This window comes from Sphingosinicella sp. LHD-64 (genome assembly GCF_031157375.1).
Classification (GTDB): domain Bacteria; phylum Pseudomonadota; class Alphaproteobacteria; order Sphingomonadales; family Sphingomonadaceae; genus Allosphingosinicella.
Map to the genome: position 1 here is coordinate 604,627 of NZ_JAVIFV010000001.1, position 16,790 is coordinate 621,416.

The 16,790-nt window shown below is 68.2% G+C and carries 9 protein-coding genes and 1 tRNA gene; 7 read left to right on the forward strand and 3 right to left on the reverse strand.

The annotated features are described in order from the left end of the window. Window positions 1-50 precede the first annotated feature (50 nt). The 4 genes from RCO27_RS02965 to galB all read left to right on the forward strand — a co-directional run bounded on the left by RCO27_RS02965 (window position 51) and on the right by galB (window position 8,281). Complete coding sequence (locus tag RCO27_RS02965) at window positions 51-1,991, forward strand: TonB-dependent receptor domain-containing protein (RefSeq protein ID WP_309001150.1); 1,941 nt, start codon at window positions 51-53, stop codon at window positions 1,989-1,991. 50 nt (window positions 1,992-2,041) lie between these two features. Beyond that, window positions 2,042-2,117 (forward strand) — tRNA-Thr (locus RCO27_RS02970). Between the two features lie 290 nt (window positions 2,118-2,407). Beyond that, complete coding sequence (locus tag RCO27_RS02975) at window positions 2,408-5,500, forward strand: TonB-dependent receptor (protein ID WP_309001151.1); 3,093 nt, start codon at window positions 2,408-2,410, stop codon at window positions 5,498-5,500. Between the two features lie 33 nt (window positions 5,501-5,533). Next, window positions 5,534-8,281: a beta-galactosidase GalB gene (galB, locus tag RCO27_RS02980; RefSeq protein ID WP_309001152.1), complete on the forward strand. Its 2,748-nt coding sequence runs from the start codon at window positions 5,534-5,536 to the stop codon at window positions 8,279-8,281. Here galB and RCO27_RS02985 read toward each other — a convergent pair whose 3' ends face one another. After that, window positions 8,282-9,031: an FCD domain-containing protein gene (locus tag RCO27_RS02985; protein WP_309001153.1), complete on the reverse strand. Its 750-nt coding sequence runs from the start codon at window positions 9,029-9,031 to the stop codon at window positions 8,282-8,284. Window positions 9,032-9,108: 77 nt separating this feature from the next. Here RCO27_RS02985 and RCO27_RS02990 point away from each other — a divergent pair, with 77 nt between their 5' ends. Beyond that, entirely contained in the window at window positions 9,109-10,725 is a 1,617-nt protein-coding gene (locus RCO27_RS02990; RefSeq protein ID WP_309001154.1) for a glycoside hydrolase 43 family protein, read from the forward strand. Window positions 10,726-10,741: 16 nt separating this feature from the next. Here the strand turns inward: RCO27_RS02990 and RCO27_RS02995 are convergent, their stop codons facing one another. Next, window positions 10,742-12,532 carry an IlvD/Edd family dehydratase gene (locus RCO27_RS02995; RefSeq protein ID WP_309001155.1) on the reverse strand — a complete coding sequence of 597 codons (1,791 nt, stop codon included), beginning with the start codon at window positions 12,530-12,532 and terminating at the stop codon, window positions 10,742-10,744. A 7-nt stretch (window positions 12,533-12,539) separates the two neighbouring features. Then, window positions 12,540-13,667: an aldose epimerase family protein gene (locus RCO27_RS03000; protein ID WP_309001156.1), complete on the reverse strand. Its 1,128-nt coding sequence runs from the start codon at window positions 13,665-13,667 to the stop codon at window positions 12,540-12,542. 147 nt (window positions 13,668-13,814) lie between these two features. On the opposite strand from RCO27_RS03000, the gene RCO27_RS03005 reads away from it, so the two are divergent. Then, window positions 13,815-15,125 (forward strand): sugar MFS transporter, encoded by a 1,311-nt coding sequence (locus RCO27_RS03005; RefSeq protein ID WP_309001901.1) that lies wholly within the window; start codon window positions 13,815-13,817, stop codon window positions 15,123-15,125. 45 nt (window positions 15,126-15,170) lie between these two features. Then, window positions 15,171-16,742: an alpha-L-arabinofuranosidase C-terminal domain-containing protein gene (locus RCO27_RS03010; protein ID WP_309001157.1), complete on the forward strand. Its 1,572-nt coding sequence runs from the start codon at window positions 15,171-15,173 to the stop codon at window positions 16,740-16,742. Window positions 16,743-16,790 lie beyond the last annotated feature (48 nt).

The window sequence follows — 16,790 nt, forward strand, 5'->3', positions numbered from 1 at the left end:
GTGTAGATTGCTCGTTTTGCCGGAGACCGGCCGCTCCGTAGCCAGCAGCCATGTCCTTCTCCCGTCTGCTGGTCTCCGCCGCGCTCGCACCCGCCCTCTGCGCCGCACCCGCCGCCTGGGCCCAGCGCACCGACGACAACGCAGCCACCGCCGCCGAAGACGCGTTCGGCCGGAGCATCGGTGACAGCACGATCGGCATCTACAGCGACAGCGACGTGCGCGGCTTTTCGCCCTCGACCGCCGGCAACCTGCGCATCCACGGCCTCTATTACGACCAGCAGGGCATCCTGACCGGCCGGCTGCAGCAGGGCTCGACGATCCGTGTCGGCATTTCCGCTCAGAGCTATCCCTTTCCCGCCCCCACCGGCATCGCCGACTATTCCTTGCGCGAGCCGGGAGGGGAGACGCGCGCGTCGATCGGGCTCAATTACGGGCCGCGCGGCGGGCGGTCGGCGGAACTCGATCTGCAACTACCCCTCTATGGCGATCGGCTCGGCGTCGCGCTTGGGCTGGGCATCAATCGTGGTCGCCGCCTCTACGGCGGCACCCCCAACGATCACACCTTCGCCGGCCTGCTGCGCTATGCGCCCCGCGACGGGATCGAACTCCGGGCCTTCTTCAGCCGTTTCCGCGTCGAGGATGACGAGTCGCAACCGTTCATCTTCACCTCGGGCCCGTTCCTGCCGAAGCGCTTTCCCCGCAACCGCTTCTTCGGCCAGACCTGGAATGATTACTCCTACACGACCGGCACCTACGGCGTGATCGCGGATGTCAGGATCGCGGGCTTCGACACCCGATTCGGCCTGTTCCGATCCGTGTTCGACAATGACGTCTCCACCGCCGACCTGCTGTTCGGCACCGGCCCCGACGGCGCCGTCGCCAGCCGGCTGATCCTGCGCGAGCGCGGCAACCGGTCGGCCTCGACCTCGGGCGAGCTCCGGGTGTCGCGCAGCTTCGACGACGGGCCGCGGCGGCATGGCCTGATCGCGTCGCTGCGCGCCCGCCAGCTGGCGCGACGCTACGGCGGGGGCGCGCTCATCGATCTCGGGCCGAGCCGCAGCGACGGGCCGGACCCGCGCCCGGAGCCGGGCAGCACCGACGGCCCCAAGACCCGCGACCTGGTCGAGCAGGCGACGCTCGGCATCGCCTACCAGCTGCGCTGGCTCGGCGTCGGGGAGCTGACCGCGGGCGTGCAGCGGACCGACTATCTCAAGCGGATCACCAGCCCGGATCCCGGCGTCCTCTTTCCCGACACGCGCGATTCGCCCTGGCTGCCGAGCGCGACGGCGGCGTTCCATCTGACGCCGCAGCTGGCGCTGTATGCCGGCTATGTCCGCGGGCTGGAGGAAAGCCCGGTCGGTCCGCCCGAGGCGGTCAACCGCAACGAGGCGCCGCCGGCGATCCGAACGCGCCAGATCGACGGCGGCCTGCGCTGGTCGATCGCACCGGGACTCACCGCCGTGCTCGGCCTGTTCGACATCTCCAAGCCCTATTTCAACGTCGACGAGGCGGGCCGCTTCCGCCAGCGCGGGGCAGTGACCAATCGCGGCGTCGAGCTGTCGGTCGCCGGGCAGATCGCGCCCGGCCTCAACGTCGTCGCCGGCAACGTGCTCCTCGACGCCCGGATCAGCGGCGAGGAGGTCGCCGCCGGCACGATCGGGCGGCGACCGATCGGTGCATTCGTCCGCCGCACCCTCGTCAGCATCGACTATCGCTTCCCGGCTTTCGAGCGGCTCTCGATCGATGCCCTCGTCGACAGTTCGAGCGCGAGGACGGCCAACGCCGCCAACAGCCTTTCGATTCCGGCGCGGACAATCGTCAACCTCGGCGCCCGTTACCGGTTCAGCGTCGGGAACGCTCCCGTTTTGCTGCGCGCGCAGGTCACGAATCTCTTCAACCGCTTCGGCTGGAATGTCAGTAGCAGCGGCTATTTCACCCCGGTCGCCGCGCGGACCTTCCTGCTCACCCTCGCCGCGGACCTGCAGGCCTAGCTTCGCAAAGGCTGGACGAAAAGGTCGACTTGGCGCATTTGCGCGGGCGCGCCGGGTTAGCTCAGCTGGTAGAGCAACCGCCTTGTAAGCGGTAGGCCGTCGGTTCGAGTCCGACACCCGGCACCATCGGCCCTCCCGTCACCGCCCAATCACCATCTTTCACGGAGGGCCGCAGCGCCGCCGTCTCATGAATTATGGTCATACAGATAGACTGGCCATACACGCGAAGCGACAACGATCGCCTCTACCTACTTTCATAAAATTCTTTTAAAATTAATATGATAGTGCTTTCGCATCGTTCTAGCAGCGAGGCAATTTGAGTCCGTTGACAGCAATATTACTCTGACATAATGGTAGCGCTACCGTAAATCGGCAGCTGAAGTTGCCGGGACAAATCGGGTCAGGGGAGGATTTGGATGATGCGCGACACCTACGCGCGGGCCCTGCGCGGCCTTGCGATGGGCAGCAGCCTGGCGGCTTTGATCTGGTCGAGCGGGGCGGCGGGCCAGACCGTACCGGGAACCGACACGCCCGCATCGACCTCGCAGGATGTCACGTCGTCGGCGACCGGCGACCCGGCCGCCCCGGGCGCGGAAAGCGTCACCGCAGCAAACGAGGACCAGGCACCCGAGGACATCGTCATCACCGGCTATCGCCGCTCGCTCGAGGATGCGATCGGCGCCAAGCGCCGCAACACCAATTTCACCGATTCGATCTTCGCCGAGGACATCGGCAAGTTCCCCGATCTCAACCTCGCCGAGTCGCTGCAGCGCCTGCCGGGCATCCAGATCGAGCGCGACGCGGCGGGCGAAGGGACCCGGGTCAACGTCCGCGGCCTCGGCTCGCAGTTCACCGTGCTGTCGATGAACGGCGCGCAGCTCCAGACCGCGAGCGACAACAGCGTCGGCTTCATCAACGACGGCCGCGGCTCGAGCCTCGACATCTTCCCGACCGAGCTGTTCCGCAGCCTGACGATCAGCAAGACCCCGCTCGCCTCGCAGATCGAGGGCGGCATCGCCGGCAATGTCGAGCTCGCGCCGATCCGGCCGTTCGACAATCGCGGCTTCCAGATCAGCGTCCAGGCGCAGGGCAGCTACCAGGACGTCAGCGAGCAGATTTCGCCGCGCGTCGGCGCGTTCGTCAGCAACACCTGGGAGACCGGGATCGGCGAGATCGGCCTGCTGATCGGCGCGGCCTATGCCGAGCGCGAATATCGGTCGGACACGTTCAACACCGTCGGCTTCACCACCTTCGCGCTCGGCAATCGCTGCCCGGCCGGCCAGGTGGGCTGCAACTCGCTCAATTTCGACGGCGCTCCCGGCAACCCGACCGTCGGCTATGGCGGCGGCGCGTCGATCCCGACGACCGTTCCGGTCGGCACCGGCTTCGGCCTGGTCGACGGGGCGCCGCTCGTCCCCTGCGGCCCGGGCTCGACGCCGGGCGGCACGTCGGGCCTCAGCTGCGAGCAGCTCAGCTATACGCTGATCCCGCGGCTCGGGCGTGCCGAGGTGGTGGTGGGCAAACGCACGCGCACCTCGGGCCTCGTCACCGCGCAATGGGCGCCGGTCCCCGAGGTCGTCTTCAACCTCGATACCATCTATGCGGAGACGGCGAACGACTTCAATCAGAACGACCTGATGCTGACGGTGCGCAGCACCGGCAACAACGTGCCGATCGATTTCGAGGTCAATGAGGACAATATCCTGACGAGCGGCACCTTCGCCAACGCCCAGCTGCTCTCCGAGAACCGCCCCTATTCGACCCGCGCGGACTTCTTCTACACGTCGTTCGGCATGAACTACGAGGTGAGCGACCTGCTGCGCGTCCGTGCCGTGCTCACCTACAACAAGAGCAAGCAGCGCCAGAGCGCGAACACGATCCTGCTGCGCACCCCGCTCGGACGGGGCTACGCGGTCGACTTCGAGCAGACCGGCGACTCGCTCACTCCCATCTTCACGCCCAATTTCGACGTCAACGATCCGGGCCTCGGGTGGATCTGGGACACGCTGCGCGTCCAGCCCAACCGTCGCTGGGTGGAGCAGAAGGACGTGCAGGTGCACCTGCAATATGGCGACGAGGACTTCATGGTCTCGGCCGGCGCGCAGGTCACCCGCTTCGAGCGCACCATCGAGACCTGGGACGTCAGCGCCTGCGCGACCAATGCGGTCAACGGCTTCTGCGGCCCCACCTCGACGCAGCCGTCGGCATTCCCCGGCGCACTGGCCTCGATCCCCAATTCCCAGCTCGGCAATTACATGGTCCGCTGGCCATACGGGCAGCTCTTCACCAACTCGCCGTTCAACGTCGGGTTCAACGGCGGCTGGGCGATCCCGGACTATGACGCGATCGCCGACGTCATCAACATCGACTATTTCGAGAACGAGATCGATCCGGTCACGCGGCTGAACACGCTCAATCCGCGCCAGCTCAACGAGACCACCGCGGCGGTCTACCTCCAGCTCGACGGGCAGACACAGCTCGCCGGCCGGCCGGTGCGGTTCAACCTCGGCATACGCGGGATCAGGACCGACCAGTTCGTCTCCGGCATCGTCACCGATCCGACGGTGGGACGCACCATCTCGCGCTTCGACAACGATTATTTCGAGCTGCTGCCGAGCTTCAACGCATCGATCGACGTGCTCGACAATGTCGTCTTCCGCGTCGCCGCCGGACGCACCATGACGCGGCCCAATCCCGGCGATCTCGCACCGGCCTTCAACCTCAGCTTGGGCGGCGAGGAACTGACGCTCGGCAATCCCGAGCTCGAGCCCTATTTCTCGAACCAGCTCGATCTCGGCCTCGAATGGTACATGACGCCGCGCAGCGTGATCGCGGTGAACTTCTGGATGAAGCAGGTGACCGGCTTCACCTCGATCTTCCGCACCCAGCAGCGGTTCGGCGAGCTCGGGATCAACTTCGACAACCTGCTCCAGATCACGCGGGACGGCCTCACCGTGCGCGGCGACGGCGATCCCAATGCGGCGATCGTCACGGTGGCGCAGCGCCAGAACACCGACGAGGTGATCACGCTGCGCGGCTTCGAGGTCACGCTCGTCCAGCCGCTCGATTTCATCCTGCCGGGCCTCGGCATCAACGCCAACTACACCCGGATCGACCAGGAATCGGAGGGTGCGCCGGAGGTTGCGGGCAACCGGCTCAATCCCGGCGCCGCAGTGGTGGGCCTCTCGCCCAACACCTACAACGTGACGGTCTATTTCGAGCGCGACTGGATCTCGGCCCGCATGTCCTACAACTACCGCGACCCGTTCGTCTCCTTCCTGGGACCGCAGAACAATGTCGAGGGCGACGGCGTCTCGATCAAGGGCGAGTATCTCGATGCGTCGATCAGCTTCCCGATCCCGGGCATCGACAACATCCGGGTCTCGCTGCAGGCGCAGAATCTCCTGAACGAGATCCAGCTCCAGCAGCTCGATGGCGACTCCCTCCTTCCCTATGGCGCCTATGCGCCGGGGCGGACGTTCGTGTTCGGTCTGACCGGCCGGTTCTGATCGGTCACGGCAGCCTGGACGTATCGAGGGAGAATGACGGCGAAGATGCTCGGGCGGTGGGCGAAATGGATGCACGGCCGCGTCGGCCCCGGCGTGGCGGCCCTGGCCGTGCTCCTCTCCCTCATCGTTCCGGGTTCGCAAGCACGTGCGCAGCCGGCGGAGACGCCGCGCGAGCGCATCCTGATCAGCACCGGCTGGCGCTTCACCCGGGGCGACCCGCCGGGAAACACGACCGACCTTCGCTATGATGTCCGCCCCGAGGTCGTGCGCAGCGCCGACGGGCGGGTCGCCGATGCCCAGCCCGAGGAAGCGGTCCGGGTCGGCGATGCGGGCCGGCGGGTGCTGAGACCCTGGATCCTGCCCAGCGCCAACCGCTTCATCGCCGATCCCGCCCGCCGCCACGTCCGCCCCGACGGCGATCCGGGCAGCGAGGTGCCCTATGTCCGGCCGGAATTCGACGACAGCGGCTGGCAGCGCGCCGACCTGCCGCATGACTGGGCGATCGCGGGGCCGTTCATCGAGGAGGGTCCCTATGGCGGGATGGGGCGGCTGCCGAGCTGGGGCATCGGCTGGTACCGCCGGGCGCTCGACATCCCGGCCGGCGATGCCGGCAAGTCGATCTTCCTCGATGTCGAAGGCGCGATGGCCTATGCCACGGTCTGGCTGAACGGCCGGCTCATCGGCGGCTGGCCCTATGGCTACAACAGCTGGCGGCTGGATCTCACGCCTTACGTCCGATTCGGCGGGCGCAACCAGCTGGTGATCCGGCTCGACAATCCGCCCGAATCCTCGCGCTGGTATCCGGGAGGCGGCCTCTATCGCGACGTCTGGCTGGTGAAGACCCGGCCGGTCCATGTCGCGCAATGGGGCGGCTTCGTGACCACGCCCGAGGTCTCCCGCGAGGCGGCGACGGTCGCGCTGCAGCTCGCCATCGACAACGACGCCGCACAGGAGGCCGCAATCGAGGTCGCGACCGAGATCTACGCGCTCGACGCCGACGGGCGGCGCACCGGCCAGCCGGTCGCGCAGATCGCCCCGCAGGCGGCACGGGTCGCGGCGCGTGGCACGACGACGATCCAGGGCACGGCACGGATCGCGACGCCACGCCTGTGGGGACCGCCGCCCACCCAACGGCCCCATCTCTATGTCGCCGTCTCGACCGTTCGCCAGGACGAGCGCATCGTCGACCGCTACGAGACACCGTTCGGCATCCGGACGCTGCGTTTCGACGCCGACCAGGGCCTGTTCGTCAACGGCGAGCGGATCCCGATCCGCGGCGTCAACAACCATCACGACCTCGGCGCGCTCGGCGCGGCCTTCAACCGCCGCGCCGCCGAGCGCCAGCTAGAGCTGCTGCGCGAGATGGGCGCCAACGCGATCCGGATGAGCCACAATCCGCCCGCCCCGGCTTTGCTCGAGCTGGCCGACCGGATGGGCTTCCTCGTCATCGACGAGGTGTTCGACGTCTGGGAGCGCCGCAAGACGCCGCTCGACTTCCACCTCGTCTTCCCCGACTGGCACGAGCCCGATCTGCGCGCCATGGTCCGGCGCGACCGCAACCACCCGTCGGTGATCCTGTGGAGCATCGGCAACGAGGTGGGCGAGCAATATACCGGCGAGGACGGCGCCGGGATCGCCCGCCGGCTGGCCGCGATCGCGCGCGAGGAGGATCCGAGCCGGCTCACCACCACCGCGATGAACTGGGCCAGGCCGGACATGCCGTTGCCCGGGACGGTCGACGTCATCGGCCTCAACTACCAGGGCACGGGGGTGCGCACCCTGCCCGGCCAGTTCCAGGCCTTTCACGACCGTTTCCCCGATACGCTGATCTTCGCCAGCGAAAGCGCGTCGGCGCTGAGCAGCCGGGGCGAATATCTGTTCCCGGTCCCGGGCAGCGTCAGCGGACCGGTCCGGCCCGGATCGGGCGGCGATCCGCGGACCCGGCAGGTGAGCGCCTACGAGCTTCACGCCGCCGATTTCGGCTCGACGCCGGACCGCGATTTCTCGGCGCAGGACCAGCATCCGTTCGTCGCCGGCGAGTTCGTCTGGACCGGCTTCGACTATCTGGGCGAGCCGACGCCCTATTATGACGCGCGCAGCGCCTATTCCGGGATCTTCGACCTGGCGGGATTCCGCAAGGATCGCTTCTATCTCTATCAGGCGCGCTGGCGGCCGGACCTCAGGTTCGCGCACATCCTGCCGCACTGGACCTGGCCGGGCCGCGAGGGCGAGGTGACGCCGGTCCATGTCTTCTCCTCCGCCGACGAGGCGGAGCTGTTCGTCAACGGCCGGTCGCAGGGACGCATCCGGCGCGCACCCTTCGCCTACCGGTTCCGCTGGGATTATGTGACCTATGAACCCGGCGAGCTTCGGGTCGTGACCTGGAAGAACGGCCAGGAATGGGCGACGGCGACGATGACCACGGCCGGCCCGCCGACAGCGCTCGCCGCCGAGGTGGATCGCCGCCGGATCCACGCCGACGGCCGCGACCTCGCCTTCGTGACGGTGCGCGTGACCGATGCCGCGGGCCGAACTGCACCGCGCGCGGACAATGCGGTGCGCTTCACCGTCGAGGGACCGGGCGAGCTGGTCGCAACCGACAATGGCGATCCGACCAGTTTCGTCGAATTCGCCTCGCCGACCCGGCCGGCGTTCAATGGTCTGGCGCTCGCCATCGTGCGCGCGCGGCCCGGCGAGGCCGGACGGATCACGCTGCGTGCCGAGACGGAGGGGTTGGAAGGCGCGTCGGTCGTGATCGAGACGCGCCGGAACGCGGACTAGCTAGCGGGCCATGGCGGAGCGCGTGTCCTCCAGTGCGAGCTCGACCAGCAGCCGCATCGCCTTGTCGGCGGCGTCGATGTCGCCGGCGGCGATCGCGTCGGCGACCCGCGCATGATCGGGCACCGGATCGCGCGGCAGGGCGCGCGAGCGCTGCTTGAACTGGGTGGTCCAGTTGACCGCCGCGCTGATCCCCGCGCTCAGCGTCACCAGCGCCTCGTTGTGGGTCGCCCGCAGGATCGCGTCGTGGAAATCGCGGTCGGCGGCGCGTCCCGCTTCGGTCGCGAGCGTGTAGCGGCGCATGTTGGCCAGCGCGTCCTTGAGCGCGCGGACATCCTCCTTGCTGCGCCGCTCGGCGGCGAGCCGCGCGGCCGCCGGCTCGACGATCGCGCGCAGCTCGAACAGGTCGCGCACGAAGCCGATGTCGGGCTCGTTGGCGAACGCCCAGGCGAGCACGTCGGGATCGAGCATGTTCCAGCGGCTGCGCGGCAGGACGTGCGTGCCCGCCTTGGGCCGGCTCTCGACCAGCCCTTTCGCGGTCAGGACCTGCACGGCCTCGCGATAGGCGGTGCGCGACACGTCCAGCGCCTCGGAATTGGCGACTTCGCCCGACAGGCGTTCGCCCGGCGCGATCGCACCCGAGACGATGGCAGTGCCGAGATAGTGGGCGACGGCGCCGCGGAGTCGCCGTCCCGTGCCTCGCGCGCTGCGCTGGATTTCGCTCACCTCCACGCCACCCCGTCGTCGCCCCATGAAAAGCGCCTCGAAGCGCCTGGCACAATCAGGTTAGTCGCACTCTCGGCGCGGAGCAAATCGGCCGAACTGGCACGATGACGCCCTTCCCGCTCCAGGTTGCGGCGATTGCGGCGCTGATGGCCGGCGGCGAAGCGGGTCGGAGCACGCCCGCGGTCGCCGGTTCCGACGCCGTTCCGGCGTGGCGAGCCGACCGGGGCGACGGCACCTATCGGAACCCGCCGCTCTATGCCGACTATCCCGATCCCGACATCATCCGCGTCGGCGCGGATTTCTATTTCGCGACCACCACCTTCGCCAACGTGCCGGGGCTCACCATCCTGCAGTCCAGGGATCTGGTGAACTGGGACATCGTCTCGCACGTAGTGCAGCGCCTGACCGGGCGCAGCCAATATGACCTGGAGGACGGCACGTCGTACCGCCGCGGCCTGTTCGCGCCGAGCCTGCGATATCATGACGGGACCTTCTACGTGGCGGTGACGCCGGTCGGGCAGAACACCCGCATCTACCGCACGCGCGACGTTCGCGGACCCTGGGAGATGAACGCGCTCGACCGGGAGGCGTTCGATCCGGCGCTGTTCTTCGATGGCGACGGCCGGCCGTATCTGTTCACCTCGATCGGCACCGACGGCACCGTCACCATGCTGACGCTGAGCCGGGACCTGCGGCGCGTCGAAGCGACACAGGTGGTGCACTTCAATCGCGGCGCCGAGGGCTCGAAGGTCGTCAGGCGCGGCGACTATTACTACATGTTCAACGCGATACCTTCGCGGCTCGCGCTCACCGTGTCGCGCGCGCGGGAGCTGACCGGCCCGTGGGAGACGCGCCCGCAGATCGACGACACGACCGGCGGGCACCAGGGCGCGATCGTCGATCTGCCCGACGGCAGCTGGTACGGTTTTGTCATGGTCGATGCTGGCGCGATCGGCCGGATGACCAATATCAGCCCGGTGTTCTGGCAGGACGACTGGCCGGTCTGGGGCACGCCTGGGGCGCCCGGCCGGGTGCCCGCCAGCGCCCCCATGCCGATCCAGGGCCACACTTTCCGCGAGCCGCCGACGTCGGACGACTTTTCCGGCCCCGCGCTCGGCCGCCAATGGCAGTGGAACCACAATCCCGAGGACGGAAGCTGGTCGCTGACCGCGCGGCCCGGCTTCCTGAGGCTCAGGGCGACCCGGTCCGACCGCTTCTGGACCGCCCGCAACACTCTCACCCAGAAGGGCCAGGGACCGGCGAGCCGCGGCGAGGTGGCGCTCGACATCGGTGCGATGCGGCCCGGCGATCAATGCGGCTTCGGTACCTTCGGCAAATATTCGGGCCAGATCGTGGTGAACGGCGGCGATGGCGGAGCGCGGCACCTGTCGATGCGCGTGATGGAGGACAGGGCCGAGGGTCCGCGCACCGAAACACGTGTCGCACGCCGGCCGATCGCCGCGACCCGTCTGTGGCTGCGCACCGACATGGATTTCACCACGGACCGGGCGCGCCTGTCGTACAGCGAGGACGGGCGGACCTGGACCGAGCTGGGCGGTGCGTTTCCGCTGGCCTATGACTGGCGGACGGGGACCTTCCAGGGCCAGCAGTTCGCGATCTTCTGCTACAATCCGGGTCGCGACGGCGGATGGATCGACGTCGACCACTTCGTCCTTTCCGGGATCACGCCAGGCCGGCCGGAGCGGCGCTACCGACCCTAGGGAGGGCCGCACGCGTTCAATGACTGTCGCGCGGCAGGCCCCGGGTCTGGGCGATACGCTGGAACGCTTCCGCGCCTTCCAGGATCGCGCCCGAATCCATCTGGCCGATCATGGTGCGCTGGATCGCCTGCCAGGGCGTCTGCGAGGGCGGATAGCGATAGCCGCCTTCGGCCTCGAGCGCGCGGCGGCGTTCGGCAAGCTCTTCGTCGGAGATCAGGACGTCGGCGGTGCCGGCGTCGAGGTCGATCCGCACCCTGTCGCCGGTGCGCAGCAGGGCGAGGCCGCCCATCGCCGCCGCCTCGGGCGCGGCGTTGAGGATCGAGGGGCTGCCGCTGGTGCCGGACTGGCGCCCGTCGCCGAGGCACGGGAGGCTGTGGACGCCCTGCTCGATCAGGAAGGCGGGCGGACGCATGTTCACCACCTCGGCGGCGCCCGGATAGCCGATCGGGCCCGCACCGCGCATCACCAGCAGCGTACCGGACGTGATTCCGGTCGCCGGATCGTCGATGCGGCGATGATAGTCCTCCGGTCCGTCGAACACGGCCACCGGCCCTTCGAACGCATTCGGATCGTCGGGGTTGGAGAGGTAGCGCTGGCGAAACTCGTCGGAAATCACGCTCGTCTTCATGATCGCCGCGTTGAACAGGTTGCCGCTCAGCACAACGAAGCCCGCCGCGTCCTTGAGCGGCCGGTCGATCGGACGGATCACCTGCTCGTCCTCGATTCCTGCGTTCCGGCAATTGTCGCCGAGGGTGCGGCCGTTGACGGTCAGCACATCCGCGTGGATCAGCCCCCGGCGCATGAGCTGCGCCACGACCGCGGGCACACCGCCGGCGCGGTAATAATCCTCGCCGAGATAGTCGCCGGCGGGCTGGAGGTTGACGAGCAGCGGCACGTCCAGCCCCACGCTCTGCCAGTCTGCGAGCGGCAGCTCCACACCCATGTGGCGCGCGATCGCGGTGAGATGGATCGGCGCGTTGGTCGAGCCGCCGATCGCCGAATTGACCCGGATCGCGTTGTGGAACGCTTCGCGCGTCAGGATGTCGGACGGCTTCAGATCCTCGGCGACCATCTCGACGATGCGCTTGCCGGTGCGCCAGGCGGCCTCCTGCCGGTCGCGATAGGGCGCGGGAATGGCGGCGGAGGCGGGCAGCGACATGCCCATCGCCTCGGCCAGCGAATTCATCGTCGTCGCCGTCCCCATCGTGTTGCAATAGCCGGTCGACGGCGCCGACGAGGCGACCAGGCGGATGAACTCGGCATCGTCGATCTCACCGGCGGCGAGCCGCTCGCGCGCCTTCCAGACGATCGTGCCGGAACCGGTGCGCTCGCCCTTGTACCAGCCGTTGAGCATCGGGCCGACCGACAGCGCGATCGCCGGGATGTTCACCGTCGCCGCCGCCATCAGGCAGGCCGGCGTCGTCTTGTCGCAGCCGATCGTCAGCACCACGCCGTCGAGCGGGTAGCCGTAGAGCACCTCGACCAGCGCCAGATAGGCGAGGTTGCGGTCGAGCCCGGCGGTCGGGCGCTTGCCGGTCTCCTGGATCGGATGGACCGGGAATTCGAGCGCGATCCCCCCCGCCTCGCGAATGCCCTCGCGTACCCGCTCGGCCAGCACCAGATGATGGCGGTTGCAGGGCGAGAGGTCCGAACCGGTCTGGGCGATGCCAATGATCGGCTTGCCCGAACGCAGCTCCTCGAGGCTGAGGCCGAAATTGAGATAGCGCTCCAGATAGAGCGCGGTCATGTCGACATTGTCGGGATTGTCGAACCATGCGCGCGAGCGCAGCTGCTTTGTGTCGGTCATGCCGGGCTCAGCGCGCCGTGCTCAAGCGGTAGATCATCACGTGGCGGTAGGGCGCGTCGGGGTCGACCCGCGCCGGGACGAAGCGGGGCTGGTTGGGCGCGTCGGGGAATTTCTGCGGCTCGAGCGCGATACCGTCGCCCATGCGGTAGACGTGGCCCGATTTGCCGACCAGCGTGCCGTCGAGGAAATTGCCGCTGTAGAACTGGAGGCCGGGCTCGGTCGAGAGCACCTCCAGGACTCGGCCCGAGCCCGGATCCTCCAGCCGCGCCGCCAGTTCGGGCGCGCGCGTCACACCCTTGTCGAGCGCGAAATTGTGATCGTAGCCGCGGCCGATGCGGATCTGCGGGTCCCGGCCGTCGCGCAGCCCGGCGGCGATCGCTCGGGGCGTGCGGAAATCGAACACCGTGCCGTCGACGGCGCGCAGCTCTCCGGTCGGGATCAGCCGTTCGTCGACCGGCGTATAGGCGCGCGCCGGGATGGTCAGCCGATGCGCCGCAGTCCCCTCCGGCGCGCCCTCGCCGGCGAGATTGAAGAGCGCATGATTGGTCATGTTGACGATCGTCGGCCGGTCGGTCCGCGCCTCGAAGCTGACCGTGAGATCGTTGCGCTCGTCGAGCGCATAAGTGACGGTTACGTCGAGCCGGCCCGGATAGCCTTGGTCGCCGTCCGGGCTGACGAGGCCGAGGACGACTCGTGCCGTGGGGCCGTTTTCGACCGATCGGATCGTCCAGTTGCGCTTGTCGAAGCCCTGCGTGCCGCCATGCAGTGAGTTGGGTCCGTCGTTGAGGGTGAGCTGATAGGCACGCCCGTCGAGCGTGAAACGGCCGCCGGCGATCCGGTTGGCATAGCGGCCGACCGTCACCCCGAAATAATTGGGCGTGCGCACATAGGATTCGACGTCGTCATGGCCGAGCGTCACGTCGGCGCGCCGGCCGTTGCGGTCGGGGGCGATCAGCCGCTGGAGCGTCGCGCCGTAGGTGAGGATGCGCGCCTCGATCCCGTTCGCGTTCCGAAGGGTCACCGCCTCGACCGGCGTGCCGTCGGAGAGCCGCCCGGCCTCGCCGCGCGTCGCCTCAGCGGCGAGCGCCTGGGTCGCCATCGACCATGAAGCCAGCGCCATCAGTGCCCCCCGCATGCAATACTCCTCACCTCTTGTCCCGCGCGCCGTTGACCTGTCCTCCTTTGCTCATATAGTCCGACAAAATAATGGAGCAAGCGGGCGATTCATCGACCCCGCCGGAGGACCAGGGAGAGGAAGCGGATGGCGCTGGCACCCAATGCGATGGCCGGAAGCGGATCTGGCGTGCATGCCGCTCATACCTACCGGCCTGCGCTGACCCTGCTCGCGAGCCTGTTCTTCATGTGGGGCTTCATCACCGTCATCAACAACACGCTGCTGCCGCACCTGCGGAGCGTATTCGAGCTCAATTATACTCAGACCACATTAATCGAGAGCGTGTGGTTCATCGCCTATTTCGTCGCCTCGATCCCCTCAGCCAGGCTGATCGAACGGGTGGGCTACCAGAAAGCGATGGTGGTCGGCCTGCTCGCCATGGCCGCCGGCGCGCTGATGATGGTGCCGGCGGCGCGGCTCCCGTCCTACGAGGTCGTGCTGGTCGCCCTGTTCGTGATCGCGAGCGGCATCACCCTGCTCCAGGTCGCCGCCAATCCCTATGTCGCGGTGGTCGGCCCGCCCGAGACGTCCTCGTCGCGGCTCAACCTCGTCCAGGCGTTCAACTCGTTCGGGACCACGCTCGCGCCCCTGTTCGGCGGCTATCTCATCCTCGGCCGGTCCAAGGGCGGCACCTCCGAAGCGGGCGTCGCGCTGACCGCCGCGGAGCGCTATGCCGACGCCCAGTCGGTGATCCTGCCCTATATCATCGTCGCGGCCGTGCTGGTGATCCTGGCGGTGGTGATCGCGCGCTTCCCGCTGCCCGCAATGGGGCAGGCGACGCAGCGCGCCGGCCGCGAGGCGCGCAAGGGCTTGTCGCTGTGGCACCATCGCAACCTGGTGCTCGGGGTACCGGCGATCTTCATCTACCTGATCGCCGAGATCGGCGTCTCGAACCTGTTCATCAACTTCATCAGCCAGCCCGACATCGGCAACCTGACCCACCAGCAGGCATCCAATTATCTCTTCCTGCTGTGGGGCGGGATGATGGTCGGCCGGTTCCTCGGCAGCGTGCTCATGCAGAGGATCGATCCGGCTCGCGTGCTCGCCGTCTTCTCGATCGGCGCCTTCGCCGTGATGCTGATCGCCAGCTTCGCCCACGGTCCGGCGGCGATGTGGGCGCTGATCGCAGTGGGCTTCTTCCACTCGATCATGTTCCCGACGATCTTCACGCTCGCGATCAAGGGCCTCGGCCCGCTGACCGAGGAAGGCTCGGGACTTCTGATCATGGCGATCGCCGGCGGCGCGCTGGTGGTGGCCCAGGGCTGGCTCGCCGACCAATACGGGCTGCAACTCTCCTTCCTGCTGACCGTCGCGTGCGAGCTCTACGTGCTGTTCTATGCGCTCTGGGGTGCCAGGCCGACCCACGCGCTGCCGCCGGTCGAGGTCGAGGAGGCGCAGCCGCCAGCGACCGGCGCCTGACCAGCGCAGCCCTGTCGAAGTCATCCGCCAGCAGCGGGGGAAGAAATGATCAAGATCCTCAAAAGCCTCCTTCCCGCGACCGTCGCGGTCATGGGGCTGGGCGAAGCAGCGGCCATTGCCCAGAACAACGCGCCGGTGCCGGTGCCGGTGACGGTCACCGTCGACACGACCAGGGCCGGCCCGGTCATCGACCGCAACATCTACGGCCAGTTCGCCGAGCATCTCGGCCGCGGCATCTACGAGGGCGTGTGGGTGGGCGAGGATTCGCCGATCTCCAACACCAGCGGCTATCGCAACGACGTCGTCGCGGCGCTGCGGCGGCTTCGCGTCCCGGTCGTGCGCTGGCCGGGCGGCTGCTTCGCCGACGAATATCATTGGCGCGACGGCATCGGCCCTCGAACCCAGCGTCCGGTGCGGGTCAACACCCATTGGGGCGGCGTCACCGAGAGCAACCATTTCGGCACCCACGAATTCCTGAACTTCGCCGAGCTGATCGGCGCCGATGCCTATGTTTCCGGCAATCTCGGCAGCGGCACGCCGCAGGAGATGGCCGAGTGGGTCGAATATATGACCTCCGGCAGCCAGTCGACGCTCGCCAACGAGCGCCGCCGCAATGGGCGGGACCGACCGTGGCGGGTGCGCTTCTTCGGTTTCGGCAACGAGACCTGGGGCTGCGGCGGCAGCATGCGCGCTGACCATTCGGCCGACCTGCACCGCCGCTACCAGACCTTCGTGAAGGCCCCGCGCGAGGCGCCGATCGTAAGGGTGGCGAGCGGCGCCAATTCGGACGACACCAACTTCACCGACGTGATGATGGAGCGCGCGCGGGGGCAGATGGATGCGCTCAGCCTCCATTATTACACCATTCCCGACAGCTGGCAGAACAAGGGTCCGGCGACCGGCTTCGGCGAGGACAAATGGGCTTCGACGCTGCGCGCCGCGCGTCGAATCGACGATCTGATCACCCGCCACAAGGCGGTGATGGACCGGCACGATCCCGAGCGGCGGGTCGGCCTGTTCGTCGACGAATGGGGCGCCTGGTACGAACCCGAGCCAGGCTCGACGCCGGGCTTCCTCTACCAGCAGAACACGCTGCGCGACGCCCATGTCGCGGCGCTCAGCCTCAACATCTTCCACCGTCACACCGATCGGGTGCGGATGACCAATATCGCCCAGATGGTGAACGTCCTCCAGGCGATGATCCTGACCGACGGGCCGCGGATGCTGCTGACGCCCACCTATCACGTCTTCGAGATGTACGTGCCGTTCCAGGGAGCGACCCCGCTCGCCGCCACCGTCGAGGCGCCGGAATACCGGTTCGGAGACATCAGCCTGCCGCGGGTGGATGTCTCGGCGGCGCGCGACACGTCGGGGCGGCTCCATCTCGCGCTGGTGAATCTCGATCCCAACCGGCCGGCGCGCGTCGTCACCAATGTCACCGGCATGACCGTGCGCGGCGCGCGCGGGCGGCTGCTGACCGGGCCGGCGCTCGACACGCACAATAGCTTCGACCAGCCGGACCGGATCCAGCCGGCGGCATATAGCGGCCGGGTGGAGGGCGGCCGGCTGGTGCTAGACCTGCCGGCCAAGTCGGTCGCCGTCGTCGCGGTCGAATAGGCGTAGCGATGCTCTCGCGCCGGTCGTTCCTGCTGTCCGCGAGCGCAC

What these genes read in the sequence shown, in the direction of transcription:
- RCO27_RS02965 (WP_309001150.1), top strand. Translation starts at nt 51, where the DNA reads ATGTCCTTCTCCCGTCTGCTGGTCTCCGCCGCGCTCGCACCCGCCCTC.
- RCO27_RS02975 (WP_309001151.1), top strand. Translation starts at nt 2,408, where the DNA reads ATGATGCGCGACACCTACGCGCGGGCCCTGCGCGGCCTTGCGATGGGC.
- galB (WP_309001152.1), top strand. Translation starts at nt 5,534, where the DNA reads ATGACGGCGAAGATGCTCGGGCGGTGGGCGAAATGGATGCACGGCCGC.
- RCO27_RS02985 (WP_309001153.1), bottom strand. Translation starts at nt 9,031, where the DNA reads ATGGGGCGACGACGGGGTGGCGTGGAGGTGAGCGAAATCCAGCGCAGC.
- RCO27_RS02990 (WP_309001154.1), top strand. Translation starts at nt 9,109, where the DNA reads ATGACGCCCTTCCCGCTCCAGGTTGCGGCGATTGCGGCGCTGATGGCC.
- RCO27_RS02995 (WP_309001155.1), bottom strand. Translation starts at nt 12,532, where the DNA reads ATGACCGACACAAAGCAGCTGCGCTCGCGCGCATGGTTCGACAATCCC.
- RCO27_RS03000 (WP_309001156.1), bottom strand. Translation starts at nt 13,667, where the DNA reads ATGCGGGGGGCACTGATGGCGCTGGCTTCATGGTCGATGGCGACCCAG.
- RCO27_RS03005 (WP_309001901.1), top strand. Translation starts at nt 13,815, where the DNA reads ATGGCCGGAAGCGGATCTGGCGTGCATGCCGCTCATACCTACCGGCCT.
- RCO27_RS03010 (WP_309001157.1), top strand. Translation starts at nt 15,171, where the DNA reads ATGATCAAGATCCTCAAAAGCCTCCTTCCCGCGACCGTCGCGGTCATG.